The following is a 26,417-nucleotide window of genomic DNA, read 5'->3' as shown; positions in this document are numbered from 1 at the left end:
TTGTATGGTCTCTATCCAAAAAATTCAGATCCCCGAAGGTACTGGTTTTGATCGCAAGGTGGCTATGGAATTAGCAAATCTAATCTCCGTTGCTTATAACGAATATGAAGTCTGGGATGCCAATGAAGAATTACAACAAGAAAGTAAACTTCCAACCGTCATCACAGGTTCGCAAGACTTCGCGGATCTGGAAATGGATAGTTTAGAGTGCCAAAAGAACCATGGTGAAAATACTAATTTTAAAAAACTTGATCAGTTTTGGAAAAATTCTAAAGAGTATAATCGTTGTGCTACCTTTTTCTTTCCTCAATGGTGGTGGTTTGAATTGTTAAAACCAAGTAATTTTAACAATATTTTACAATCAGATATACAGCAATTCTGGAAAAGCCTTAAAGATATTGTCACGACGGATGAAGTATTTGGCTTTATTGCTCAATCTCAAGAAAATCCTAATCAGCTTTTTGTTGTATTTCGTGGAACCCGTGAAGGGGCAGAATGGTTTAATAACTTTCGCCCTAAACCTAAGCCTTTTCTACCTGATGAGTTTACTGACTTAGGAGAAGTCAGAAATGGATTTAATCTGATTTATACGATTGACCGTCCTCAAAGGATAGGTGGTATTCCAATTCCTTTTTTGGATACCCTGAAAGCAAAAATTAATCAATTTTTTGCTAATCAAAATACTGTTTCTAGCAAGGAAGTCGTTGCTGATTTCTTTAGTAAATATTTCGGTAATCAGCAGAATTCTTCATCGTACCATTGCCGTTGATAAAACCGTGATCCCTTTAGGAACAGTTATTTATATTCCTGATGCAAGAGGAAAAGAAGTCATTTTGCCTTCGGGAAAAAAAGTGAAGCATGATGGTTATTTCTTTGCGGCGGATGTGGGGAGTGCAATTAAAGGAAATAATATTGATACTTTTTTGGGAATTACTAATAAAAATCCCTTCTCCCATGTTAAGAGTGATCCTAGCAAAACCTTCACTGCCTTTGTGATTACTGATACCCGGATTAAAAGTGCTTTAAATACACTGCACAAATCCTAATCGTTCAATCGTTCTTTATTTTCTCAAGGAGACTTTATATCATGGCTGACAAAACCCTAAAAGCTTTAGTGAATACCGTCATCAAGGCTTTACCTCAAGATAGCAGTACCTTAACAGATTCCCAAAAATTTCCCTTAGCAAAAGGGGATACCCTAGCCATCAAACAATATCGATCCGCTCCTAATAATCACTGGGAAATTCAATTAGAAACGCCTCGTGATGGTATGACTACTTGGTTTGCTTTTATTTCTCATGTCGAAATTTTTGTCGATCAAAATTTTAAGCAAAACTTAGTTAATATTGCTACTCAAGAATGGGAATTTTTTAAAAAAGGGACAAGAAAAGAACGAGAAGATGGGTTTTGGCAACGCATTGTTACCTATTGGAAAGAAGCTCTAAATCGTAACGATATTGACACTCGTTTTGATGTGGGTAACGTACCTTGGTCAGCAGCATTTATTTCTTGGATCATGACAAAAGCAGGTGCGGCCGATAAATTTAAGCGAGATGCGAGTCATTCAGTTTATATTCGAGATAGTGTTAAAAAACGCAAAGATCAAGTCATTAATGCTCCTTTTGTGGCTTTTAAAATTGATGAAGTAACTCCAGAAATTGGTGATTTAGTTTGCGCTCCTCGTCAATCAGGAGTTACTTATGATACCACTGACAATTATATTTCTCATTGTGATTTGGTAGTAGCAAAAAGAACGAATGAAATTGATATTATTGGAGGAAATGTCAGCGATTCAGTTACCCAAAAGACCCTAAAACTTGATACCAATGGTAAAGTAAAGGACACTACTCGACCTTGGTTTGTTGTCATTAAGAATTTGCTTTAATACTTTTCCTATCCTTTCCTAATCTCTTTCAAGGACAAAACTATGGCAACTTTACAAGACATTGTTAACGATAACAAAACTCTGACCCGTTCCCAACTAAAAGCGGATCAAGGGTTAGTAAGAGAAATTCAAACTAAACTAGCTAACTTAGGGTTATACCCCGGTGGACAATGGATTGATGGTGATTTAGGCACTGGAGATACTTTTACTTGGCGAGGACTCAAAGAATTTTGTCAAGCCTTGGATTTATCTGGACTTCCTTCTGACACAGTGGCAATTAATCCCAATATTGCTACTAATTTACTTGACACAAAACAGCTACCTTTTATCTTAGATCAAGCCAAAGATACTAAATTTATACTTAACAAATTAACCACCATCCAAGATAATTCAATCGCACCGGTTAATATTGGGGTAACTCAGTCATTCGTCGCTAGAACACTGCGGAATTCGCCTTTTGCCATGGAAGTGGACGACTATCCTGAACACTTAAAACAGAAACCAGACGGGACTAATTTAGTTTCCTACGGAACTAATTTTACTCTCGTAGGATCAGGGAAAACTATTACTTTTAGCGATTATCCCCAACGGGGAAACTTACCCAATATTGACACAAATGGCTTAAATTTTCTGGCCAGTAACATCTCTCATGCCTGTGTATGTGTGGGAAGTTTTGGCGATGGCAGCAGTCCAATCAAAACCCATTGGTTAGGGAAAGATGCCTTTAATCCAGAACAATTACTCAGTGCCACTAAATTCATTGGAGTTCTTAACGCAATTGAACAAATTAATGGGAAATTCCCTACAGTTGATGTTGATAATTGTGTGATTGAACCAGCTAATTCTCCCAAACCTAAATTTTTTGATCTGGTGGTTGATATGGTTTCCTATAGAAAAGATGCTGATGGTTCTCTGGGACGCTCGAATCAAATTGGAGCCTTGTTTAAACGCTTTACTAAACGAGCGGATTTGGAAGCTTGGCTAAAAGCTCAAACTGGAAATACCAGTTGTAAATTTACTGGGGGATATTTTAATCCTTCTCTGATTAAAGATCCAATTATCAAAGATTTAAGTAGCAGTGCTACCGTCTTAAGATCACCAGTAGATAATACCACGGGAAAAAATGATGTATCGACTTATGATTTAGTGCGTTTAATTACGATGTTAGGATGGCATCTACATTTAACTACTAATACTCGTTTTATCGGCAGTCAATGGAATAGTTTAGAAACCGTTGTTCGTGCTATGGGAACCGATGCAGCACGATATATTGATGTTGCTTTAGAAACTTTAGGTGTGATAAATGTGATTAGTCAACCTGTGGTAATTTCTAAAGTTGGCTTCGGTCCTAGTTCCTTTGCTTATGTAGCTTTCGTCAAATTTGTTGATAATCGTGTGCAACCAGCTAAACTGAGAACTTTCTCCTTAGCTCTTCGTACTCCCAACGGTTCCGACAGGGAAAGAGATACCAATTTAGCCGCCGCTGTCACCGAAATTGTCCGCCGCATTTTAACCGAGGAATTGGCTTAATTTGCTTTGGTCATAACTAAAAACAAAAACTTGTAAAATCAATAGTGAGATCTTAAAAATGAATCTAGGAACCCTTCTCGAAATTATTGTTGCTCTAATTTTTATCTACTTAGCTTCCAGCCTTATTATCTCCGAATTACAGGAACAATTGGCCGCTTTGTTAGAATTTCGGGCTAGAAATTTAAAAAAAGCTCTGGAAATATTCTTGGGAAAAAATACGGTGGAATCTTTGTACAATAATGGATCATTATTATCAAGTTTAAATCAATACACTAATTTTGGGAAGTCAGTTGGTCCTTCCTATGTTGAACCAAAAGTTTTGGCACAGTCTCTAATTAGTCTAGTTAATAGTCAACTTTCAGATAATGAAAAATTATTAAAAGCGGATTTTTTAGGAAATAATCTTGATCAACAAAAAACAGGAATATTTAAGAAGTTAGATAGTATTTCCAATTTCTCTAAAATAGACAAATTAGCGATTGACAGATTGATAGAAATAGGTTATAGTACCAAACTCAAACTTGACAATCCAACTCTGGGGGATTTTGTTGATGAAATAGCCAAGACTTTTACTCAAATTATGGAGCGAACATCGGGGGTATATAAAAGAAATGCCAAGGGAGTATCTTTTGCTTTTGGTTTTTTAGCAGCTGCTTTGCTCAATATTGATAGTTTTTATGTCATTGAGCAACTATCCAAAAATTCCAATTTAAGACAGGGGATTAATCAGGTAGCGACAGAAGTTTTTCAGACTAATGAATCTTGTTTTAAAGACGCTAAAGATGATCCTAACAAAGTCGCTGAATGTACAGAAAAATTACAAGTTAGTGTCAAGAATTTAGAAAAAATTAATCAACCTTTGCCGCTTGGTTGGAATGAAAAAGGATGGTTTAATGGTGAACAAATAAAAGAACAAAATGGCTGGTTACAAGCTATCTTTGGCTGGCTAATGACAGGAGTAGCCGTGGCGATGGGCGCACCTTTTTGGTTTGATATTTTAGGGAAGTTGATCAATGTGCGTAATACGGGTAAACCCATATTACCTAATACTCAGAAATAAATAATTATGGCTGTCAATTTAACGATTTTCCATCAATCCTCAAACCAGTCCTTTCTCAGATTATTTCTAGTGATTTCTTGTCTTTTTGTCTTTTATTGCCTATAATTTTCTTAATCCTCACTTTTCTAATTAATAAGGAGAATATAATCATGCAACCTCTCAACTTTTCTATTATCCAAGAGATCAAACATCAAGGAATTTGTGATGCTTCTGCAGCCACTGCTTTAGGAGAAAATAAATTTGTTGTTGGTAATGATGAGGCGGATACAGAATTAGGTAATATTCTCTGGATTTATTCCTCTCAAGAGTCGGGAAAAGCGCTGGAAACCATTGACATTAATGGTTGGCTAAAAAACAATCCTAAAAATAGAGAAATTGACTTAGAAGGGGTAACTGTGCTAAATGACATAATCTATTGGATTACTTCCCATGGCCGCAATAAAAATGCTGAACAAAAACTACCTCGTCATCAATTTTTTGCTAGTAAAATTAACGATCAAGGCTCTAGTATAGTTCAAGTGGGTGAGTCTTATACTCAGTTAGTATTGCGCGATATTATCGAAGACTCTCAATTGGCTAAAATATTTGACTTCAAAACAGCAGAAACCAAAGCTACTAAAGCTGAAGGAGGATTAAATATTGAAGGTTTAACGGCAACTCCAGACGGAAATATCTTGATCGGTTTTCGTAATCCTCTACCAAACGATAAAGCTCTTTTATTAACTCTAAAAAATCCTCAAAGTTTAGTTATTAATTCCACCAATGCTCGGGCTGAATTTGGTGATCCTATCTTGTTAGATTTGGGAGGATTAGGAATTCGTAGCATTGAATTTTGGCCAGCTTTAGAAGTATATTTAATTATTGCTGGAGAATTTCATGGAGGCGATCAATTTGTTTTCTATACTTGGTCAGGAAAAAAAGAAGATGCACCAGAAAAGATAGAATCACTGCAATTCCCTGACGGGTTTCGTCCAGAAGCTTTGTTGTTTTATCCCCATTTCCCAGATCGCTTTCATATTTTAAGCGATGATGGTACAATCGAGCGAGTTGGTAATACTCCCTGTAAAGATATTATCGATAAAAATAATCCCGAAAAATATTTCCGCAGTATTTGGGTAAAAGTTAATTAATACCAATTCTCACCCATAAAAACTACATCTCGAATTATCGAATTTAAGTTCCCCTTTTCCCCTTTTTCCCATTTTAAGGGAGACGAAGGCAAGGGGATCGAACTCCTGTAGCCGGATTTTGGGGAATTGCTATAATTAGCCATCCTTCTTAGTGGAACCTCAACAAAACCTAGAACAAAAATAGCTTTAAACCCATATAGGGATAAGCTTTAAGCTCAAAAAACCGCCGATCACGTCTTCTCAATGGTTTTTTGTCCTAGAAACGCTATTAACCTTTTTCTCTTATCCAGAGGACTTCTGGGTTCCCAAAGGGATAAAAATAAGAAAGTGTCGAGAATCCTCCCATAATCGCTACAATTTTTCTAGAGGCTAAGTCTTGCCCTCATTTAAGTTCTTTTGTACTTGTTAAAAACCATGAAAATTCTTCACGGTACTTGGATTCCCCAATCAACGGACGAATTTATTCAGAAGGGTAGCTTTTATCTTTGGGGAGAAACTAGCAACCCGAAAAAGAGTCGCACCACTGCTGATAATTATCATCCTTTTCAGTTAAGCAAAGAAGAATTAACTAGCTTTCTCACTGGAGAATTAGGAATAGTTCAATCGAATTATAATCCTCTTAGTCGGCAATTTGTCCCCCGCTACTTTCTTTTACCTAGCCAGGATAATCAACCTGTACCCTCCTTAGAATTACTGCGTTATCTAGAAAAAGAACCCCCAGAAAATAGCCAATGGCAATCTTGGCAAATTGATTGTTATCCCCTTAATCCTGTACTTAAACTGCTCAATGATCTGCACTTTATCTGTCTTTACAACTCCTCAGAGATTCAGTTAGGTGCAGATTTACTTTTTTGGTATCACTACAGTCAAGCTTTTAAAGAAATAATTCTCAAAGATAACTATATTCCTGCCTTTAAATATAGAGAATTAGCCACAAATAACCAGAAAACCGCTAACTTTGCTATCTATCCTCTTTGGGAAATTATATCAGCAACCTACGAACCCAATCTCGATGGCTATCTCGAATATCTTCCCCGCATTTGTCTTGCTGGTGCTGAAAATCCCCATGCTTCACCACAATTATACGATCCCAAAACCCTACTCCGGCACTTCTCCGAATGTCTCCTCAATGAAATTGTCACTAATACGGCAATTCCTGCCAGTTTTGATAAAAAAATTAGCGAGACAATTATAGGTGATTGCTTCTATGTGACTAAGACTGCTGGATTTCTGCAAACTGCCGCTGCCTTAGAAAAATATCAACAGTGGCAAACTTGGAGACAGCAATTACTAGGAGACCAAAATATATCTAGTTTTAGCCTTGGTTTTAAACTAACGGAAGCGCCAGAAGATAATATTGAACAGTGGCAAATTACCTTTATCCTCATCTCTAAACAAGACCCCTCCCTGCGATTAGAATTAGACGAATATTGGTATGCAGTCCCCGATACTAGAACAAGCATACAAGCGCATTTTGGTCAAGATTTAGACAAAAATATTTTACTAAGTTTGGGTTATGCTGCCCGTATTTATCCCCCCATTTGGCAAGGATTAGAAACGGATAAACCGACGGGATTTTATCTCAACCTTACAGAAGCTTTTACTTTCTTAAAAGAAACTGCGTGGATTTTAGAAGATGCGGGATATAAAGTGATTATTCCAGCTTGGTGGACTCCCGAAGGTCGTCAACGCGCCAAAGTTCGGCTAAAAACCACTTCTAAATCGGGCAAATCTACCCCCGTTAGTAAAGGGATTTTTAGCCTCGAAAACATCATTGAATATCAATATGAATTAGCCATCGGTGAAGAAACTATTAGTCAAGAGGAATGGCAACAATTAATTAACACAAAAACACCCTTAGTTAAATTTCGAGGTCAATGGGTAGAATTAGAACAAAATAAAATGCAGCAAATGCTGGATTTTTGGCAGAAATATCAGCAGGAAAATCCTGAGATGAATCTGATTGAATTAATGAAAAAAGCTGCCGAATACCCAGAGGAGATTATTGTTGAAACCGATGATTTTTTGGGTTCTATGCTAGAGAAATTACAAAATCCTAGTCAACTAGAACCGATCGAAAATCCTCCCCAATTACAAGGAACGCTGCGGGAGTACCAAAAGCGGGGGGTTGCCTGGATTCAATACCTAGAACAATTGGGGTTAAATGGTTGTCTTGCTGACGATATGGGATTAGGAAAAACCCTACAAGTAATTGCTAGATTGATTGGGGAAAGAGAGGGAGATAATAATGTTTTACCAACTCTGCTAGTCGCACCCACTTCTGTGGTGGGAAATTGGGCAAAAGAAATTGAAAAATTTGCCCCCCATCTTCAGGTTTTAATTCACCATGGTAGTAAGCGCTATCAAGATGAGAACGAATTTCAGATAGTAGCTAGTCAAAAGGATATCGTCATTACTTCTTTTACCTTAGTTCGCAAGGACTTGAAATTATTTAACTCGCAATCTTGGCAACGTTTAGTAATTGATGAAGCACAAAATATCAAAAATCCTAAAGCGGCACAAACCAAAGCAATCTTGAGTTTATCTGCACAACATCGTCTCGCATTAACGGGAACTCCTGTGGAAAATAGACTGCTTGATTTATGGTCAATTTTTAACTTCCTTAACCCCGGTTATTTAGGCAAAGAAACTCAATTTCGTAAAGCTTTTGAAGTGCCAATCCAAAAACAAAATGATCGTCTCCAGTCCACGGTTCTCAAAAAATTAGTGGAACCTTTTATTCTGCGTCGGGTAAAAACCGATAAGCAGATAATTAAAGATTTGCCTGACAAAGTGGAAAACAAACAGTATTGTAATTTAACTAAAGAACAAGCTTCTCTCTACGAAGTTGTTATCAAAGAAGTGGAAAAACAATTAGAAGAAGCGGAGGGAATAAAACGCAAGGGATTAATTTTATCTACCCTGATGCGCTTGAAACAAATTTGTAATCATCCCCGTCAATTTTTACAGGATAACAGTGCTTTTACTCCTGAGCGATCGCATAAGTTAGAGCGTTTGGGAGAAATGCTAGAAGAAGTAATTTTAGAGGGAGATAGTTTGCTAATTTTCACTCAATTTACTGAAATCGGTGACTCCTTACAAAAGTACCTCAAACAAACTTTTCGCTACAATACCTATTACCTTCACGGGGGGACTTCTCAACCAAAACGAGAACAAATGATCGAAGAATTTCAACATCCCGAAACAGAACCTTCCGTATTTATTTTATCCCTAAAAGCTGGGGGAGTGGGGATTACTTTAACCAAAGCAAATCATGTTTTTCATTTCGATCGTTGGTGGAATCCTGCGGTGGAAAATCAAGCAACTGATCGCGCTTTTAGAATTGGTCAACAAAAAAATGTTTTCGTGCATAAATTTGTCACATTGGGAACCTTAGAGGAAAGAATTGATGAAATGATCGAGGAAAAGAAAAAGGTAGCTAATGCTATTGTTAGTAATGATGAATCCTGGTTAACGGAATTAGATAACGAAAGTTTTCGTCAGTTAATCGCATTGAATAAACAGACAATTATTTAATCGAGGTAAACCTATGAATAAATTTAGTAAAACTTGGTGGGGACAACGCTTTATAGAAGCATTAGAGGAATTTACCGACTCAGCGCGTTTGAGTCGAGGACGTTCCTACGCTAAAAATGATAAAGTCAAGAATTACGAAATTGACGGTAATTTAATTACTGCTCAGGTGCGAGGTTCCATTAATCCCTACTTTGGGGTTTACAAAGAACCTTTGTATAAGGTGAGTATCGAGATTAAACCAATTACTAAAGCAGAGTGGTCACAAGCTTTATACAATCTTGGTTCAAGAGCGAGTATGATCTCTAAACTGCTGCTCAAAGAAGTTCCCGATAATATTGATGAAGCATTTAGCGATCTGAATATCCACTTATTACCCCACAGTCAAAAGGATTTTATCACCAATTGTTCCTGTCCCGATTGGGAAAATCCCTGTAAACATATTGCTGGAGTTTATTACCTCGTTGCTTCCCAATTAGATCAGGATCCTTTCCTCTTATTTGAATTACGCGGTATCTCTCGTCAAAAATTACTGCAAGAGTTAGCAAAAACTCCCCTCGGTAAGCTGCTTTCCTCCTCTATCCAAGAGGAAAAAATTCCTCTTAACCCCGTTACCTCCTATCACACTAAACCCGAGACTATACCAGCAGCAGAAACAATTGATCTCAAAGAATTTTGGCACTCCCATCACCGTTTACCCGAAAATCCTCAGTTAGTTAAATCCGCAACTATTCCCGCAATTGTTATTAAAAAAGCTGGTGATTATCCTGCATTTTGGGATAAGGATACCTCCTTTATCGAAGTAATGGAAGAAATGTATCAACGGGTACGCAATAAAAATGCAGGTATGTTATAATTAGGTAGGTGTTAAAAATTGTCAGACCCTCTTCTTATTAAGAAGAAATTAAGGGTAGATTAAGGGGGAATCGGCACCCCCCTTATCAAGGGGGGCAGGGGGGATCGGAATTTTGAAAAATCCTTCTATTTTTTAAGACAAGCAGAATCTATGAACCAAGAATCTCTCAGCTTTGTCGATGGGAATGTCAAGTTAGCCGATCGCTTTTTAGTTTGTGGATTGGGTAGTCTCGGACAACACTGCGTCAAGTCTTTAAAAGAGTTTGGGGTTAGCGTCGTCGGTATCGAACTAATACAGCCTCCCAGTTGGGAAATTAATGATTTTCCCGATTTATTAGAGGAAATAATTATCGGTGATTGTCGTCAAAAAAACATTTTAGCAAGAGCGGGAATCGATCGCTGTCGGGCTGCTTTAATTGTCACCAGTGATGAGCGAATTAATGCCACTACTGCCCTAATTATTCGGCAATTAAATCCCCTTACCCGCTTAGTGGTGCGTTCTTCTAAAGATAATCTCAATCAGCTACTTAAGGAACGTTTGGGCAATTTTATCGCCTATGAACCCACCCAACTACCTGCCAATGCCTTTGCTTTAGCCACATTAGGCACAGAAACCCTCGGTTTTTTGCATCTTGACGGTCAGAAATTGCGGATTATCCAGAGACAAATTAGCCCCGAAGATGGTTTACTCGATCGCTTTTTAGGTGATTTAAATACTCCCACCCGTCGTCTGTTAGCACACACAGCCCCCGATGAACCTTTAAGGGCCGGATTTTATCAATGGTCTCCCACCACCACTATCCGGGCTGGTGATACCATTACCACCATCGAAACTACCTATCAAAACATCGATGCTGTCCGCCAGAAACCGTCAAATTCTCCCCAGAAGTTGCGGGATTTTTGGCAGAAATTCCTCAAAGAAATCCAACAATTCTGGCAATTGAGTTTTCAGCAGCAAATTCACCGGGTGGCTTTCCTGTCAGTATTTATCATTATCCTCCTAGTAATTATCGGGACTTTTCTTTTCCATCTCTACGCCCCGAGAGCTTCCTTTATTTCCTCTCTTTCAGGAACAGCGATCCTTTTATTAGGTGGTTACGGCGATGTTTTCGGTGGCTCTAACCCCGAAGATTTAAATGCGGTTCCCTGGTGGATGCAGCTATTTAGTCTCTTTTTAACCTTAGCTGGAACCGCTTTTATCGGGGTTCTCTATGCCATTTTGACAGAAACTTTATTATCATCAAGATTTCAATTTATCCCTAACCGTCCCCCAGTTCCCCAACAGAATCATATCGTTATTGTTGGCTTAGGTCGAGTCGGCAGAGAAGTGGCTAATTTATTACTAGAAATGCAACAGGCGATCGTCGGGGTCAGCTTAAATAGGGATTTTGATGCAACTATCCTGCCAAAAATGCCCCTGATGACGGGAAATATCGAAGAATCTTTAAAAAATGTCAATTTAGATAGGGCTAAAAGTATAGCGATCGTTACCGATGACGAAATCCTCAATTTAGAAGTGGCCCTAACCACCCGCAAACTCAACCCCCAAAGCTACTTAGTCATCCGCACCACCGACGACAACCTTAGTCAACAATTAAGTCAAATTCTGCCCCGCTCTCACATTTTAGGAACCAACACCGTAGCGGCAGAAGCCTTTACGGGAGCGGCTTTCGGAGAAAATATTATCTATCTGTTCCGTTGGGCGCAAAAAACGATTCTGGTGACAGAATACGAGATCGAAGCCGGAGATACTCTCAATGGTAGCTCGATCGGGGATATTGCCTACGGTTATCGAGTCGTGCCGATCCTACACCAACGAGAACGGCAAGCCCCGAAATTAATGCCCGAAGATTATCTCAATTTACGCATCGGCGATCGCATTGTGGTGCTGGCCACCATCAACGGACTGCGACGGGTGGAGCAGGGTCGTCGCACTCCCAAAACTTGGCGCGTGCGGGTGGAAAAAGCCTTTAACCGCAATATTGCCGCGGAAGCACCCACCGTGATCAGTCGTTTTTCTAATTGTCCCCTGAAAACCGCCAGCGATCTCATGGAAAATTTGCCAGCGACTCTCGGCGCTCCCCTCTACGAACAGCAGGCGATTCGATTAGTTTCCGAGTTAAAAAAAATTCAAGTTCAAGCATTGGCCATTCCGATTAACCCGAAATCGGGGTAAATGGGAGTTATACTTTTTTTGTCAAACTAGAAGGCTCTCTCGGTCTTTTTTTATGCAGTTAAAGTGATAGTAGCCTTGGCAGTTTGTCCGGAATCAGAAGTGGCAGTAATAGTAATTGTATCCCCAGCATTTCCTTGTGCAGGTGCAGTGTAGGTAAATTTGGCATCAGTGGTATTTTTATCAATTTTACCGCTGTCTGGCGGTGAGATTGTGATGGTGTATTTACCAACGGGGTTAATGCTAAATTCCTGGATTTTATTTAATGCTAAATTTTGGCTAGGCGGAGCGATCAAAATCGCTGGAGGTAGTCCCTGTCCAGTAGAACTAGCCTCTACAATTACTTTTTTCTCTACTTGACTAATTAAATCGGGAATAAGACGTTCGCTAAATCCAGCCACAAAAGCCATTGCCAAAAGTCCATATAAATAGGTGTCATTCCCATTATCTTCAGTGCTACGCCGAATATCTATGGGAAAAATGTTAGAGTTAAGAATTAGCAGAATAAAGAAAGCGAAACTTCCCCCTAAAATGGGTTTGGTTAAACCAATTAACAATGGCAAGAGGTCATCGTCATATTTTTGATTTTTGGGATTATCAAAATCTTGCAAACGAGTTAGAAGACTAACTCCTCCCCCTAAAGTGCCTGTCATCCATATCAAAATTATAAAATTTATTGCCTCTTTACTTGTGCTTGGCAATGAAGTATTTCCGGAAGCAGTTTGTTGTTGGCTAGGTTTGGAAGCAGTTTCTTGTTTATTAATTGTAATTGGAGGTAAAGAGGAAAGTAATTCATTCACTGAAGGGTGTTTAATAATCCACAAATTTAAAGGGACAGCTAACAATAATCCAATTAAAACTTTTGTAGGTATTTTGAAAAAATGGAAAAGCTCATCTTTGAAGTTTGCTAAACTACTAACCTTAGAACCTTTTGGGATTTTTCTTAATCCCGTTCTGGCGGCATAGCGTAATTTTTGTGCCAAAATAATATTAGGTTGACCTGTTAAAGATTTAATCGCAATTTCCCCGGCATCTACCACCGACTTTACTTGCATGATATCACAAGGTTTTGAAATGTTCATGAGTTCTACCTGCGCTATCCCTAGTATTTTAATTAATTTGGCTAATTCTCCCTGTACTTCCCGGTCTAATTCTTGAGTGAATCCCGCTACTTGTTCTTGGGTTTTTTCCAGCAAAATATCAATTCTTTTATTTAGTTTGATTCCCTCATCTCTAGCTTTAATTTCATTGATTAAATCGTCTAAAGTTTGAAATAAAACACTTTCTTCTTGTACTTGTAGTTGTGCAAAATTATCTTTAAATTCCTTGACTAACTCTTCAAAGGGTTCATCTACTTCAGGAATTGAACTATATTTGTCTAAGTTATCCTTCAGTTCAGCAATCAAAGACTCATTTTTCTGTTGTAATTCCACAGTGGTGGAAAATTTAACCAAAGTATCTTTAACTTTTGTTTGCCAAGCAGTTATCTTTTCCTTAAGTTTTGGCAAGTTTGCATCGTTAGCATTAGCATCGAATAGAGTCGTAATTGTTGCAACTAAACTATCAGTTTCTTGGCTGAAAGTATCAAGAGGAGTTTCTGAACTTTTACCCGTAGATAAAAGGTTGATTGTCTCCACAAGCTGATCTATATGAGCTATTATTTGTTTTTCTAATTCTTCTCTGCTAGGTAAAGGGTCTGAAAAAGTTAATCCACCTAGTTTTTGAATAAGTTCATCTTTTAAATTCTTCGTTTCTTGAATGATATCTGTGGCTTCTTTTTGGTGAGCTAATTTAACTTTCAGAATAAATTCATTAATTTTTTGTTCGATAGCAGGATTAAGATTAATCATGATTGTCTTCTCCTAAAAAAAGGCGAAAATGGGCTAAAATTCGATTATCTCCCCGATGCTACAATAGTTATCATTGATTTTCTGCAATTATTCATAAATCTTGATAAATTTTTATTTTTTTCCCACATTCCGCACCCTAGTCGTTGAAATCAAAAGTTGCTCTAGCCCTTGTATAGTAAGACTTTTAGCGATTACTAAGAATCATGAAGTGTCACACTCTAGTCAGCGATCGCCAGCTTAATGAGAGTTTATCTCAATAATTTGGTATCAGAGCTATCAGATTTTTAGCACCAATTGTGCATCTGCTGGGCAAACAAATTAGCCTGTAATTCAGAGCCGGCAATCGTTTTGACGATTTAGATAAAATTTTCAATGTGACAGTTGAGGGTGCGGAATGTGGGTTTTTTAACTCAATTCAGTCTGCCGTGGGGAGATAACACCCTGATCTCCTCAATGACCGCACACCTGGATTAGCACTCAAGCCCTAAGAGTGCTAAATTAACTATAAGGAGTCCTATCACAACAGCGATACCATGTCCAAAATCATTGCCTTTAAAGATGAATCCCGTCGCGCCCTAGAAAGAGGTGTCAACGCCTTGGCCGATGCGGTAAAAATCACCCTCGGTCCGAAAGGACGCAATGTCTTGTTAGAAAAGAAATACGGCGCCCCCCAGATCGTTAATGACGGCATCACCGTCGCCAAAGAAATCGAATTGTCGGATCCCCTCGAAAACACCGGGGCGAGATTAATTCAGGAAGTAGCGGCAAAAACCAAAGATTTAGCGGGAGATGGCACCACTACCGCCACCATCATCGCCCAGGCTTTAATTAAAGAAGGTCTGAAAAACGTTACCGCCGGGGCCAATCCCGTCGCTTTAAGACGCGGACTAGACAAAACTATCGCCTATCTGGTGGAAGAAATCGCCGCCGTCGCTAAACCGATCGCTGGAGATGCGATCGCTCAAGTGGCCACCGTTTCTTCCGGCAACGATGAAGAAGTGGGACAAATGATCGCCACCGCCATGGAAAAAGTCACCACCGATGGCGTAATCACCGTGGAAGAATCGAAATCCTTAACCACCGAATTAGAAGTAGTGGAAGGGATGCAGATCGATCGCGGTTATATCTCTCCCTATTTCATCACCGATCAAGAAAGACAGATCGTCGAGTACGACAACCCCCTGATCCTGATTACCGATAAAAAAATCAGTGCGATCGCTGAATTAGTCCCCGTCCTCGAAGCCGTTGCTCGTCAAGGTCGTCCCCTATTAATTATCGCCGAAGATGTGGACGGCGAAGCTTTAGCCACTCTAGTGGTCAACAAGGCCCGGGGAGTCTTAAATGTCGTCGCCATCAAAGCCCCCAGTTTTGGGGAACGTCGCAAGGCGGTTTTACAAGATATCGCCATCCTCACCGGTGGTCGTCTGATTTCCGAAGAAGTGGGCTTAAGTCTTGACACCGTTAGCCTCGATCTGCTAGGGCAAGCGGCAAAAATCACCCTAGAAAAAGACAATACAATTATTGTCGCCTCCGGGGACAGCCGCAATAAGGCCGATGTGCAGAAACGTCTCGCCCAACTGAAAAAACAGTTAGAAGAAACCGATTCCGAATTCGATAAGGAAAAATTACAGGAACGCATCGCTAAATTAGCCGGCGGTGTGGCCGTGATTAAAGTCGGGGCAGCCACAGAAACCGAACTCAAGGATCGCAAACTCCGCATCGAAGATGCCCTCAATGCCACCAAAGCCGCCGTGGAAGAAGGTATCGTCCCGGGCGGTGGTACAACCTTGATTCATCTGGCTTCTAAGGTGAAGGCTTTCAAAGCTTCTCTCACTAACGATGAGGAAAAAGTCGCCGCCGATATCGTCGCTAAAGCCCTAGAAGCACCCCTGCGTCAGTTAGCTAATAACGCCGGTGTGGAAGGGGATGTGATCGTGGAGGGTGTGCGCGAAACCGCTTTTAGCGTCGGTTACAATGTCCTCACCGGCAAGTACGAAGACTTAATCGCCGCCGGAATTATCGATCCGGCTAAAGTGGTACGGTCAGCCGTTCAAAACGCCGCTTCTATCGCCGGTATGGTCCTAACAACCGAAGCCCTCGTGGTCGAAAAACCCGTTAAAGAAGCCGCAGCCCCCGATATGGGTGGCATGGGCGGCATGGGCGGCATGGGTGGCATGGGCGGCATGGGTGGCATGGGTATGATGTAATTCCTGATGCCGTCTGGCCCTTGAAAATAATCTCATGCAATTGAGCCAATCTGTCCCTTTTCTGGTTAACATCGGCATTAGGGGCAGGTTTTTTTTTCCTCACTTTGTATCGAAAAATCTAGGATAATGATCCTTGAATATAAGTATTGCTTCTTTCTTTTTTAAATCTTTTGAATCTCTCTGCAGCTATCTCGCAATAGTCTTGTCGAATTTCAAAACCCACAAAAATTCTTCCTAATCCCAAGGCTGCTATTCCCGTGGAACAAGAACCAGCAAAGGGATCAAGAATTATTTCTACGGGATTAGATGAAGCTTGTATAATTCTCTCGACAATTGCTAAAGGAAATTGTGCAGGATGTCCGGTTCTTTCCTTAGAACTGCGCTTTTCTCCTGTAGTGACTTTAGGAACTTCCCACACATCAGAAGGATTTTTACCGAGGGGATTACAACGATATTTACCATTTTTCTTTTGATTGGGATACTTAACGTTAGGGTCACGAATATTATCTAAGTTAAAAGTATATTCTTGGCAATTTTTTAGATAAAAAAGCCATTTTTCATTGCGAGGACTAAGACGATTTTTTGTAGAAACACCTGCCCCATATTTCCAGACAATTTCTTGTAAAAGATAAAAGGGAGACTTATCCCAAAGAAGATAGGGAATCGGAACACATAATCCCTTTTCTGGTACTTCTAAATAACCAACATTTAGCCACAAAGCACCGTTATCTTGAGTAATCTGATAAATTTGCCGCAGCCAATTAGCACACCAATCAACATAGTCATTGATTGAAAGAACTCGTTCATATTCTTTGCCAATATTATAAGGTGGTGATGTAACAGTGAGGTCAATTTTTATGTCACTATGAGATAGTTTAGACAAAAAGTCTGTGGCATCTCCTTGATAAAGAATAAAGCCGTTGTCTGAGTAAAAAGGTTGACCAAGATGACTAATCAGAATTTCTTTAAGAAAATTAAATTTGTTGGCTCTATCTTTTTCTAACTCTGGAGAAAATGGCTGTAGTAAGGAGGAAGGGGCAATCTGAGTTGATTGATGATCAACAATTCCCTCTGCTAGATAAGAGTTTTGTTCCTTATTGGCAATTGGACGAGACTCATCTTCCGATAGTTTTTTTTGTTTTCGCTGGGACTCTACAACCATAATCTCAAAGGACAGGTAAGTGTTTTGATAGTTTCAATTATGTCCTTATTTTACCAAAATATCACTGGAGTTGCGCTTAATTTAATAACTTTTGTAATCATTCTCCTTCCCTTACCCTGGATGGGGGAGGTAGAACCCCACCAAGAGTTAAAGATTGACTGATAAAGCAGCGAGTTTTCCTTAAAAAATCTCAACTGAGTAGATTAATAATTATGAGATGCACCCGAAAATTATCCCTAAAATGGTGGTAAATAACCCATGGCATTTTTGACTCGATCGAGAGTTTGATTCGCTACCGCTTCTGCTTTGAGACGACCTTGCCGCAAAACTGTGGCTAAATAATCTTTATCCTCTCTAATTTGGGCGTATTTTTCCTGAATAGGTTGCAGAGATTCTATGGTGACTTCTGTTAACATCGGTTTAAATTGTCCCCAACCTAAATCGGCACATTCTCCCGCGACCACCTCTTGACTTTTTCCCGATAAAATGCTATAGAGAGTTAATAAATTATGGCATTCAGGACGTTCTGGATCATCGAAAGTTAAACCCTTAACTAGATCGGTTTTACAGCGTTTAATTTTCTTGGCAATGACATCGGGACTATCGAGAATATTAATCCGACTCATCTCGGAAGGATCGGATTTAGACATTTTATTCCGGCCATCGGTTAAACTCATCACCCGCGCTCCTTCCTTGCGGATCATCGGATCGGGAAGTTTTAAAATTGGTTGTTTCGGTTGCCCAAAAAGATGATTAATTCTAACAGCTATATCGCGGGTTAATTCTAAATGTTGTTTTTGATCTTCTCCCACGGGTACTTTATCGGCATCGTAGAGTAGGATATCAGCAGCCATCAGTACGGGATAATCGAGTAAACCTGTGCCAACATTTTCCCCCTGTTTAATCGCTTTTTCTTTAAATTGAATCATATCAGTTAACCAATTTAAAGGGGTGATACAATTCAATAACCAAGTTAATTCTGTATGAGCTTTAACGTGGGATTGGACAAAGATCGTCGCATATTCTAAATCAATTCCGCAGGCTAAATATAGAGCGGCAATTGCTAAAGTATCCTCCGCAAGAGTGGCGGGATTATGGGGAACGGTGATCGCGTGTAAATCGACCACACAAAAGAAATTATCGTAGTCTTTTTGTCCCTCCACCCAATTGCGGATCGCACCGAGATAATTGCCTAAATGTAAATTGCCGGTTGGTTGCACACCAGATAAGATTCTTTGTTTACCCATAACTCCTGCGATCGCTTTTTATCATGATTTCATTGTATCAGTTTTTGGTGCTAATTTCATCCTAAATCCAATTGGGAAAAATCATTCTTAGATAATAATCCCGCACTGACAGGGGAATGCCTAAATATATTGGTAGCCAATGGATAAAAGCAAAAATTATCAAAATTATCAGCGAGCGCGAGCCATTTTTATAAATAGGACTGGAACTTTTTAAACCATCGGCTAAGAGCCAAGCTAGAGCAATCCAAGTGAAGCTATAGGCAGCCATATAATGATAGAGAAAGGTACAGCGACTAATTTTTAACCAGGGCAGCAGATTAGCAATATAGTTACAGATAAGATAGGCAGAAATTACTCGCTCTTTTCGGTTAAATAATCGACTAAAAACCACTAAAATTGCTATCGTAGAAAACCACCACAAAAACGGATTTCCCATCGCGTGAACATCATAAATTTTATCACCTACTCTCTTAAAATAATAAGCCACAGGTCGCCCCATTACTAACCAACTATACCAGGGAGAACAATAGGGATGGACATCAGCTTGATTACCCTTGATTCTCTGATGAAATGACCAAATTTCTTGATGTACTTGCCAAAAATTATATTGATGGTTGACGAGAAGATGCGGTATCCACAGCAGACTATAGGTAATTAGGGGAAAGACAATTAATGCGATAAAAATCTCCTCTAATCTCAGGTTAGTTACCTTTGTCCAAAGATGATCTTTTGACTGCTCTTGATTAAATAATTTTATTAACCAAGCAACACCGATAAAAATAAATATTCCCAGTAAAAATCCTAAGCCATTCCATTTAATATTTGCCGCTAAACCGAAAGAAACTCCCGATAATAATAGCCAATTGAGTTGGTAATTTTTCTGGAGTGCTAATAAAAAAAATAATTGTCCAGACAAACCGAATAAAATTAAGTAAATATTATTGAGAGCATAACGGGATTCCACCAGAAATAATCCGTCTAAACTAGCGAGGAAAGTTGTGATTAAAAATACAGTTTTTCTCTGGGTTAATTGATAAGCAATTCCCCCAATAATTAGGGGAATAAAAGAACCAGTGAAAGCATTTAACCAGCGATAACTAAAAGTTGAGCGCAGGGAACCCGTTAAATTATTAATGGTTTCAGCAGCGGCAGGAAAATGGGAACCAATCCAGATACTAATAGCAATTAAATATTGACTTAACGGTGGGTGAGACTGGAAAAATTCTTTACCGATTAGATATTCATTGCCGTATTTAGCATAGTAAACTTCATCGAAAACAAGAGTATTAAACTGACTGAGATTCCAGAATCTTATTCCTAGGGAAAATACAAATATCCCTAGGATAGATAGGTTAAATTTTACTTGAGAACTCATGGAAAGATAATAGTTATGATAACTGGGAATTTTCTGTTAAACGCAAGCGAAATTCTTTGACAGCAAGACGGGGATTAGGATGGTTGACGTATTCGGCTAATAATTCTAAATTTAAATCCGGTAATAAAGCACTTTTAGGGATTAAAATATATTCGCCATTCTCTTGCAAAGAATAAATTTTTAACTGATTATCTTGCCAAAACCAAACCTCTTGAGTTCCCAATCTTTGATAAACTTCTAAAACTTTCAGGCTGCCACTGGTTAAGATTATTTCGATCGCCAAATCAGGAAACTCTTTTTCTGTAAATAAACAAAAACATTCATCTGGTTCTTTTCCCGCTTCCTTTTCCTGTTTTCGCAACGTGGTGGAACCTAATCCCCAGAAATCAATTTCAGCATATTCTAAATAAACTTCTACCAATCTACCGATGTTTTTTTTGCTAACTTCGTGACGACGACTAGGAGCCATAATTTCTACCATTCCATCTAGGTAAGTAATGCGATAACTGGAACTATCTTCTAAATGTTTTAAGAGGGTTTCATACTGTTGCCAATTAACCCCAGAAATTAACATTCTTTGTTCGGGATCACTAGCTTTTAACTCGAAACCTTCTAATCCTTGTAACCGAATCGTAGTCATCATAAAACTAATTACCTCATCTATCTTACTTAATTACTCAGGAAGACTTATTTTGATTTCTTCTGGCGTTAATTTTAGCGCGTAAAACCCTAACTTTATAGGGATCGGCATCTTTTCGCCACAGAATCTGATAGCCTTTGATTGTAGCACAATGCTCCTCTAAACATTTTTGCCAACCCTGTAAACGTTCGATCGCTTTTCGATCTTCTAACAATCCCCAATCCTTTTCTAATTGAGTTAAGCGAAGCAATTTATCATAGTTGGGATAATCCGCCGTTACTAAAAGCTCTTTTTCGTGTAGAATTGGCGGATTAGGACTATCCCGATAATCGCGAAAACTAAAATCAGCCGAACCTAAATATACATCCATGCTAGTAGCTAAAATCGGATGAAGTTCTGTATCAAAATTGGGGTAATAGAGATAGGAAATTTTGGGTTGACGAAAGGATAAACGAATAACATTAGCATTTTCTAACCGTCCGATAGTTTGACTAGCACAACCTTCATATAAGCGTAATAACATCGGTAATTTTTCCAGAATGCTAATATGAATAGTTAGGGAATAACGGGAAAGTTTGCCTAAAGAACTATTTTCACAAGTACAAGCGATCGCTGCTAAATTTCCCGCACTTATTAACACTTCTTCTGCTAAAGCGCAAGCATTGCGATAACTGCCAAATAAACCTTTAAAATCGGCACGGGTAGCGGGGGATAATTCCCGTACTTTCGGACAGTGGCTAAATTGACTTAAAGCTAAATAAAGTAAAAGATCGGCGCGTCTTTTATCGGCAATTATCTCCCATTCTTCCCCTTCTGTTACTTGTAGAATCACTTGAAAAGCGCGTCTAAAAGTGCCAAATTCTGCCTTAATTTCTTCCTCTTGTAATAATTCTCCCGCAACGGGTAAACGTCCCTGCTGGGTATAAAATTCCATCAGGGGAGTTAATAAATCTTCGTAATCTTCAAAGCGTTTGAGATGGGTTTTAATTTTAGGAGTGGTAGTGCGGGAACGACATCTGGATAAACGAAAAGTTTCGGCTTTTTCTTCCTCTCGAAAAACTAGATAAATTCCCAAAGTTATTGGAATAGAATCAACCCCTAAACTGCTATCAATATACTGTTTTAGTTCTTCCTGTTGATAGTATTTTTGAAAAGTATTACGACGGGTTATAATTCCATCTTCATAAGCCATTAAACCCCGTTCGCTATCATCAATTAGAATCTGGGCCGAAACAATTAAAACTTGACGGGTTAATTGCCAAGCTTTTAATAAAGCTTCCTGCCGTTCTTCGGCGGATTCAATAACATTAATTACATAGCCCAAATTAACAATATCAGATTCAATTAAAGGACTATCGGGACGATAATAAGGATCCCAACCTTCACTTTGATAACCCTGTTCAGCTATGCGTTCTATATCACCTCCATAACCACAACCGTAATCAAAAAAAGTGGTTTCAGGAAGAAATAATCCCGCCGCTAATGCTAATCTTGCCGGACGAGAAAGGGTTTTGCGAACAAGAGCGGCTTTATGGCGATCAATTATTATCGATTTTTCCCTTTGTCCCTCTAGATTACAAACTAAATAATCTCCTGCAAAATCAAGGTGATGCTTTCTTAAAAGCCGTTGCCATTCCTGTTTAGTACCGATGGGATAAGAACTATTTAAAAGTCCTAAAGCACTCTCGATTTTTGTGAGATGCTCGAATTCTTCATAAAGAGGATAGTCCCTAGTAACAAAAGTTTCTTTTCGGTGTAAAATAGGGGGATTATCAGCATTTTGATAATTCCATTCACTTAAGATTAATGTCCCCATATCTACCACTAAACTTTTAGTTAAAACTGGGTGAGGTTCTCGATCAAAATCGGGATAAAAAAGATAGGATATTTTCTGTTTATCGGTGCTAAATTTAATTATTGTTGCCTCAGATAAATGCTGATTAATTCTTGCTTGTTGTTCGTAATTCTGGAGGATAGGATCCAGTTGCTGTAATGCTTCTCGATGAACATAGAGCGCCCCCGGTAATAGTTTACCGATGGGACTAACTTGACACAGTTGCACGATTACGGCGAAATTCTCAGCCATGGCAATCAATCTGTCCAATAACAAATTATAGACACAGAAAAAAACTAAATAAATCTAGTTAAATGAACACGATAGCGCTCTTTTTTGGTCACAGTAACCTCACCCACTTCTAGACGACCTTTTCCCCGAAAAGAAATCAAATCACCGGTCTTAACATTATAACTAGATTGGCTGATATCTTTCCAGTTAACTCGCACATCCCCGGCGCTAATTGCTTCGGCCATTTTACTGCGAGAAATGCCAAAACCCGCCGATGCGATCGCATCTAAACGTAAGGAAGCTTCCACCGTATTAATTTCTTTTTTTTGCGGTGGTCTAACTTTTAATTCCGTCAAAGGAATCAGGCTAGTTTTCACGGGAACCGAACGCACTTGTCGCAAATTAGCAGATAAAAAATCTGCCAATTCAGGCACTACAATCGCCTGCGCTCCTCGCTCACCTAAAACGATTATATCGCCGACTTTTTCCCGGACGATCCCCGTCCCCAACATCGCCCCTAAAAAATCCCGGTGGTTAGCGGTATCAAAAAGAAAATTACCGGCAATATCAAGGGCAGATAGGGGAATATCTGTTACTGTCAAAGGTAGATCAACTCTAGCAATACCGAGGCGCTGTCTTTCTGCTTGGGGATAACCGCCCCATTTTTGCATTGACACATCAGTTAAACGCTGAAAAACTCGTTCTACTTCCGCCAAAACTGCGGGAGAAAGAAAGTCTGTCACCGTCACTTCCCAAGTCTTAATCGCTTGTTCGGCTTTATCAATAACTTTCGCTATCTCCTCGCGGTTCTCGACACCCTTTAGTAATTCTTCTCTTGGTAACATTGTTTTGTGGTAATTAATCAAAAATTCTTAGGAAAAAATCAGATGAATGATAACTTATTCCTAATAACCGTTCACTGTTCTAGGGCGTATCCTTGCAGATTTTCGGGGTTAAATTGACGCAGGATAAGAGTCGCTCGATTTTTCAGGTTTTCAGAACCCTGCACGACAATAATATATTTTCCCGCACCGAGACGATTACGATAGGGAAGTGCATCACCACTGCCAGAGGATAAACCCACGCCACCACCGACGAAAATACTGCCCATCGCCCCCCCAATCGCCCCAGCAATGCCGCCCACGATATGATTGCCCGGTTCTCCCGCCCAATCAAAGGTATGCAATCCCGTAATCAGGTTAAAAAGGTAGCCCCCGGCAAAACCGAAGGGAATTAGCCAAAAAGCCATGAGAGTAGCCCGTTTTTTGGCTTGTTGGAAGGGATCGATCAAACCGAACTCATCGGCACTTTTATAGCCGCGACCGAGAATAGTCACTTGAGATTGGGGAATTCCCGCTTTTTCGAGGGCAACGGCAGCTTCTTCTGCTTGAATGCGATCAGCTAACACGGCAATGAGATAATTCATATTCTCCAACTTTTCAGGCTATCTTCATCTCCTATTGTAAGGATTTTGGGGACTGAAAAGCCGATCGATCAAGAAAATATTCAAGGGGAGGCGTTAGTCAATGGTTAATTCAGTTTTAGCTGTTGCTGAATCGAGGGATAAATGCCAACTGTTCCTCCTATCCAAAAGTTAGTTTTGGTCTAGGTTTTAAAAACTCCGAAAAAGGTTTCTATGATTGCTTTTGACTGATTGCCGTCCCGGTTAATAACATTGATGCTTGGTTTTCACTCCAGTGAATCATCCAACTCGGTTGTAATCCCAAAACAATAATAAATAAAGCCAAAGCAATTTCGGGAAATCTTTCGGGCCAAGTACTGCGAGGAATGCGCGATAATTCGGGGGTTAAACGACCAAAGAAAACCCGATTAATCATCAGGAGAAAATATACTGCGGTTAAACCACTAGCGACCAAACAGAGGAGCGTTTGTATCGGGAAAATCGGGAAACTGCCACGAAAAACTAAAAACTCGGCGATAAATCCCACCATTCCGGGGATGCCGGCGCTGGCCATAGCCGCTAAAATCATTAACATTCCCGTGATTGGTAAACCTCTTTCGGGATTTAATAAACCGCGTAGATAATCCACATCCCGGCTGCCGGTTTTTTTATACACTACTCCCACCAACAAAAATAACAAAGCGGAAATTAAACCGTGACTAATCATCTGCAAAATCGCCGCGGTGATGCTTAATCTGGTGGTGGCCGCCGCCGCTAGTAAAATATAGGCCATGTGGGAAATGGAAGAATAGGCGACTACTTTTTTCATATCCTTTTGGGCAATAGCGCAACTGGCCCCGTAGAGGGCGCTGATAGCTGCTATTGTTGCTAACCAAGGGGCGATAGTCACCCAAGCATCGAGAAATAAACCGACTCCAAAGCGCAGCAGTCCATAGGTTCCTAATTTGAGTAATATTCCCGCTAAAAGCACAGAAACGGGGGTAGATGCTTCCACGTGGGCATCCGGTAGCCAAGTATGAAAGGGAAAAATCGGGATTTTGATGGCTAATCCAATCAGAAGGGGAATAAGGAGCAGTAATTGAGTTTTAACGTCTAAATTATTCGATAAAAGGGGGTTATAGGCGAAATTATTAGCACCGGTTAGCCAAACTAAGCCAAGGAAAGAGATTAGCACTAAAAAGCCAGAAATTGCCGTGTATAATAAAAATTTCATGCCCGCGTAACCGCGTCTTTGCCCCCCCCAAATGGCAATGAGAAAGTAAAGCGGGACGATTTCTAATTCGTAAAATAGGAAAAATAGCAGTAAATCCTGCGCTAGAAAGGCCCCCGCTACTCCGGCATTGAGTAACAAGAGCAGAGAATAGTAAAATCTCGGCCGGTTAACCTCTGTGCCACTAGCATAAAGAGCAATTATTGTCAAGAGGCTGTTAAGAAAAAGTAATGAGAATGACAATCCATCGACACCGAGGGCATAGTTGAAACCGAGGAAATTAATCCAAGGCAGGTTAACCGTGAACTGCATTTGCGGGTTACTAGGGTCAAATTGCCAGCCAAGGAGAATATTAAGCAGTAAGAGAACGACAGCAAGAGTTAGAGCTAATCCTCGCACTTTTTTCGCCTCTAGAGGCGTGTAGGCAATCAGTATCGCCCCTATAATCGGTAGCCAAATAAAAGCGTTGAGCATTCTTTAATGGGCATGATAAACCTTCCCATTATTGCCTGAGCGGTCAATCTTTAGCAAGATAGCTATCAACTTTTACCATTCATTTTTGAAATAACTATCTCTGGTTTTTCCCGTTTCTGTGTCGAGGGGAGAAGAATAGGGATAATTTTCCAGAAATATAGTCTTCAAAACCTTGCCTAGCAAGACTCCTACGAATGATAAGCACTGATTATCACACAAATTCGAGAAAAGCCAAAGTTCTAATCATTAGGTGTGTTATTAATATTTATTAAGTTTTAGATAATTATATTAAGTTTTAGTTAATTATATTAAGTTTCAGTTAATTATATTACGTTTCAGTTAATGCCGAGAAAATATGCTAAATTGATGGTCAAGGTTAAAGAGGGGTGCAAAGCCAATCGCCTCTTACCCTTCTCAGAAACAGAAAAACTAGGCAACTGATACTAATTTTTAACAGTCGCGACTAACATCTGAAAATTCCGCTCTCAGAAAGAGATTGCGCTTTGGAATAATCAACTAGGTTGTCATTACTTTACCTTTGAAAAATGATCTGAGGCTAACTCAGCCCAATAACGTGGTTGAAGCCCCCATTTTTCC

Annotated in this window: 19 protein-coding genes; 10 read left to right on the top strand and 9 right to left on the bottom strand. The window is 39.5% G+C overall.

Annotated features, from left to right (window positions below; genetic code table 11):
• Positions 1–4 precede the first annotated feature (4 nt).
• The 9 genes from H6F92_RS10210 to H6F92_RS10170 all read left to right on the top strand — a co-directional run bounded on the left by H6F92_RS10210 (position 5) and on the right by H6F92_RS10170 (position 12,170).
• The gene (locus H6F92_RS10210; protein ID WP_190357746.1) at positions 5–769 is read left to right on the top strand and encodes an alpha/beta hydrolase family protein; all 765 of its coding nucleotides are present in this window, start codon (positions 5–7) and stop codon (positions 767–769) included.
• A gap of 7 nt (positions 770–776) precedes the next feature.
• Positions 777–1,046 carry a 3D domain-containing protein gene (locus tag H6F92_RS10205; RefSeq protein WP_265795791.1) on the top strand — a complete coding sequence of 90 codons (270 nt, stop codon included), beginning with the start codon at positions 777–779 and terminating at the stop codon, positions 1,044–1,046.
• Between the two features lie 41 nt (positions 1,047–1,087).
• Entirely contained in the window at positions 1,088–1,885 is a 798-nt protein-coding gene (locus tag H6F92_RS10200) for a DUF2272 domain-containing protein (protein ID WP_002750566.1), read from the top strand.
• 42 nt (positions 1,886–1,927) lie between these two features.
• Positions 1,928–3,415 (top strand): hypothetical protein, encoded by a 1,488-nt coding sequence (locus H6F92_RS10195; protein WP_190357745.1) that lies wholly within the window; start codon positions 1,928–1,930, stop codon positions 3,413–3,415.
• Positions 3,416–3,473: 58 nt separating this feature from the next.
• Positions 3,474–4,475, top strand: a complete 1,002-nt coding sequence (locus H6F92_RS10190) for a hypothetical protein (protein ID WP_190357744.1) — start codon at positions 3,474–3,476, stop codon at positions 4,473–4,475.
• Positions 4,476–4,624: 149 nt separating this feature from the next.
• Positions 4,625–5,605 carry a DUF3616 domain-containing protein gene (locus H6F92_RS10185; RefSeq protein ID WP_190357743.1) on the top strand — a complete coding sequence of 327 codons (981 nt, stop codon included), beginning with the start codon at positions 4,625–4,627 and terminating at the stop codon, positions 5,603–5,605.
• Between the two features lie 414 nt (positions 5,606–6,019).
• The gene (locus H6F92_RS10180) at positions 6,020–9,142 is read left to right on the top strand and encodes a DEAD/DEAH box helicase (protein WP_190357742.1); all 3,123 of its coding nucleotides are present in this window, start codon (positions 6,020–6,022) and stop codon (positions 9,140–9,142) included.
• A gap of 13 nt (positions 9,143–9,155) precedes the next feature.
• Positions 9,156–9,995, top strand: coding sequence for an SWIM zinc finger family protein (locus H6F92_RS10175; RefSeq protein WP_190357741.1), 840 nt, complete (start codon positions 9,156–9,158; stop codon positions 9,993–9,995).
• Positions 9,996–10,145: 150 nt separating this feature from the next.
• On the top strand, positions 10,146–12,170 hold the full coding sequence (locus tag H6F92_RS10170; RefSeq protein WP_190357740.1) for a potassium channel family protein: 2,025 nt from the start codon (positions 10,146–10,148) through the stop codon (positions 12,168–12,170).
• A gap of 50 nt (positions 12,171–12,220) precedes the next feature.
• Here the strand turns inward: H6F92_RS10170 and H6F92_RS10165 are convergent, their stop codons facing one another.
• Positions 12,221–14,017: a hypothetical protein gene (locus H6F92_RS10165; protein WP_190357739.1), complete on the bottom strand. Its 1,797-nt coding sequence runs from the start codon at positions 14,015–14,017 to the stop codon at positions 12,221–12,223.
• Positions 14,018–14,550: 533 nt separating this feature from the next.
• On the opposite strand from H6F92_RS10165, the gene groL reads away from it, so the two are divergent.
• The gene (gene groL, locus H6F92_RS10160) at positions 14,551–16,224 is read left to right on the top strand and encodes a chaperonin GroEL (protein ID WP_002759846.1); all 1,674 of its coding nucleotides are present in this window, start codon (positions 14,551–14,553) and stop codon (positions 16,222–16,224) included.
• Positions 16,225–16,342: 118 nt separating this feature from the next.
• On the opposite strand, the gene H6F92_RS10155 is transcribed toward groL, so the two are convergent.
• The 8 genes from H6F92_RS10155 to H6F92_RS10120 form a co-directional block, all read right to left on the bottom strand.
• A complete protein-coding gene (locus H6F92_RS10155) occupies positions 16,343–17,386 on the bottom strand; it encodes a DNA-methyltransferase (protein ID WP_190357738.1) in 1,044 nt (347 codons plus the stop codon).
• A gap of 236 nt (positions 17,387–17,622) precedes the next feature.
• On the bottom strand, positions 17,623–18,633 hold the full coding sequence (gene trpS / locus H6F92_RS10150) for a tryptophan--tRNA ligase (protein ID WP_190357737.1): 1,011 nt from the start codon (positions 18,631–18,633) through the stop codon (positions 17,623–17,625).
• 61 nt (positions 18,634–18,694) lie between these two features.
• On the bottom strand, positions 18,695–20,008 hold the full coding sequence (locus H6F92_RS10145) for a dolichyl-phosphate-mannose--protein mannosyltransferase (protein WP_190357736.1): 1,314 nt from the start codon (positions 20,006–20,008) through the stop codon (positions 18,695–18,697).
• A 13-nt stretch (positions 20,009–20,021) separates the two neighbouring features.
• Positions 20,022–20,651 carry a Uma2 family endonuclease gene (locus tag H6F92_RS10140; protein ID WP_190357735.1) on the bottom strand — a complete coding sequence of 210 codons (630 nt, stop codon included), beginning with the start codon at positions 20,649–20,651 and terminating at the stop codon, positions 20,022–20,024.
• A 34-nt stretch (positions 20,652–20,685) separates the two neighbouring features.
• Positions 20,686–22,734 (bottom strand): DNA phosphorothioation-associated putative methyltransferase, encoded by a 2,049-nt coding sequence (locus H6F92_RS10135; protein WP_190357734.1) that lies wholly within the window; start codon positions 22,732–22,734, stop codon positions 20,686–20,688.
• A 44-nt stretch (positions 22,735–22,778) separates the two neighbouring features.
• Complete coding sequence (locus H6F92_RS10130; protein WP_190357733.1) at positions 22,779–23,558, bottom strand: photosystem II electron transport protein, Sll1252 family; 780 nt, start codon at positions 23,556–23,558, stop codon at positions 22,779–22,781.
• A 71-nt stretch (positions 23,559–23,629) separates the two neighbouring features.
• Complete coding sequence (locus H6F92_RS10125; protein WP_190357732.1) at positions 23,630–24,139, bottom strand: hypothetical protein; 510 nt, start codon at positions 24,137–24,139, stop codon at positions 23,630–23,632.
• A gap of 208 nt (positions 24,140–24,347) precedes the next feature.
• A complete protein-coding gene (locus tag H6F92_RS10120) occupies positions 24,348–25,820 on the bottom strand; it encodes an NADH-quinone oxidoreductase subunit M (protein ID WP_079206433.1) in 1,473 nt (490 codons plus the stop codon).
• Between the last annotated feature and the right edge of the window lie 597 nt (positions 25,821–26,417).

This window comes from Microcystis wesenbergii FACHB-1317, assembly GCF_014696875.1.
Taxonomy (GTDB): Bacteria; Cyanobacteriota; Cyanobacteriia; order Cyanobacteriales; family Microcystaceae; genus Microcystis; species Microcystis wesenbergii_A.
The sequence above is the reverse complement of the archived record's forward strand: the minus strand, read 5'-3'. Positions and strand labels throughout refer to the sequence as shown.

Coding starts and splice junctions, on each gene's coding strand:
- H6F92_RS10210 (WP_190357746.1), top strand. CDS start 5: ATGGTCTCTATCCAAAAAATTCAGATCCCCGAAGGTACTGGTTTTGAT.
- H6F92_RS10200 (WP_002750566.1), top strand. CDS start 1,088: ATGGCTGACAAAACCCTAAAAGCTTTAGTGAATACCGTCATCAAGGCT.
- H6F92_RS10195 (WP_190357745.1), top strand. CDS start 1,928: ATGGCAACTTTACAAGACATTGTTAACGATAACAAAACTCTGACCCGT.
- H6F92_RS10190 (WP_190357744.1), top strand. CDS start 3,474: ATGAATCTAGGAACCCTTCTCGAAATTATTGTTGCTCTAATTTTTATC.
- H6F92_RS10185 (WP_190357743.1), top strand. CDS start 4,625: ATGCAACCTCTCAACTTTTCTATTATCCAAGAGATCAAACATCAAGGA.
- H6F92_RS10180 (WP_190357742.1), top strand. CDS start 6,020: ATGAAAATTCTTCACGGTACTTGGATTCCCCAATCAACGGACGAATTT.
- H6F92_RS10175 (WP_190357741.1), top strand. CDS start 9,156: ATGAATAAATTTAGTAAAACTTGGTGGGGACAACGCTTTATAGAAGCA.
- H6F92_RS10170 (WP_190357740.1), top strand. CDS start 10,146: ATGAACCAAGAATCTCTCAGCTTTGTCGATGGGAATGTCAAGTTAGCC.
- H6F92_RS10165 (WP_190357739.1), bottom strand. CDS start 14,017: ATGATTAATCTTAATCCTGCTATCGAACAAAAAATTAATGAATTTATT.
- groL (WP_002759846.1), top strand. CDS start 14,551: ATGTCCAAAATCATTGCCTTTAAAGATGAATCCCGTCGCGCCCTAGAA.
- H6F92_RS10155 (WP_190357738.1), bottom strand. CDS start 17,386: ATGGTTGTAGAGTCCCAGCGAAAACAAAAAAAACTATCGGAAGATGAG.
- trpS (WP_190357737.1), bottom strand. CDS start 18,633: ATGGGTAAACAAAGAATCTTATCTGGTGTGCAACCAACCGGCAATTTA.
- H6F92_RS10145 (WP_190357736.1), bottom strand. CDS start 20,008: ATGAGTTCTCAAGTAAAATTTAACCTATCTATCCTAGGGATATTTGTA.
- H6F92_RS10140 (WP_190357735.1), bottom strand. CDS start 20,651: ATGATGACTACGATTCGGTTACAAGGATTAGAAGGTTTCGAGTTAAAA.
- H6F92_RS10135 (WP_190357734.1), bottom strand. CDS start 22,734: ATGGCTGAGAATTTCGCCGTAATCGTGCAACTGTGTCAAGTTAGTCCC.
- H6F92_RS10130 (WP_190357733.1), bottom strand. CDS start 23,558: ATGTTACCAAGAGAAGAATTACTAAAGGGTGTCGAGAACCGCGAGGAG.
- H6F92_RS10125 (WP_190357732.1), bottom strand. CDS start 24,139: ATGAATTATCTCATTGCCGTGTTAGCTGATCGCATTCAAGCAGAAGAA.
- H6F92_RS10120 (WP_079206433.1), bottom strand. CDS start 25,820: ATGCTCAACGCTTTTATTTGGCTACCGATTATAGGGGCGATACTGATT.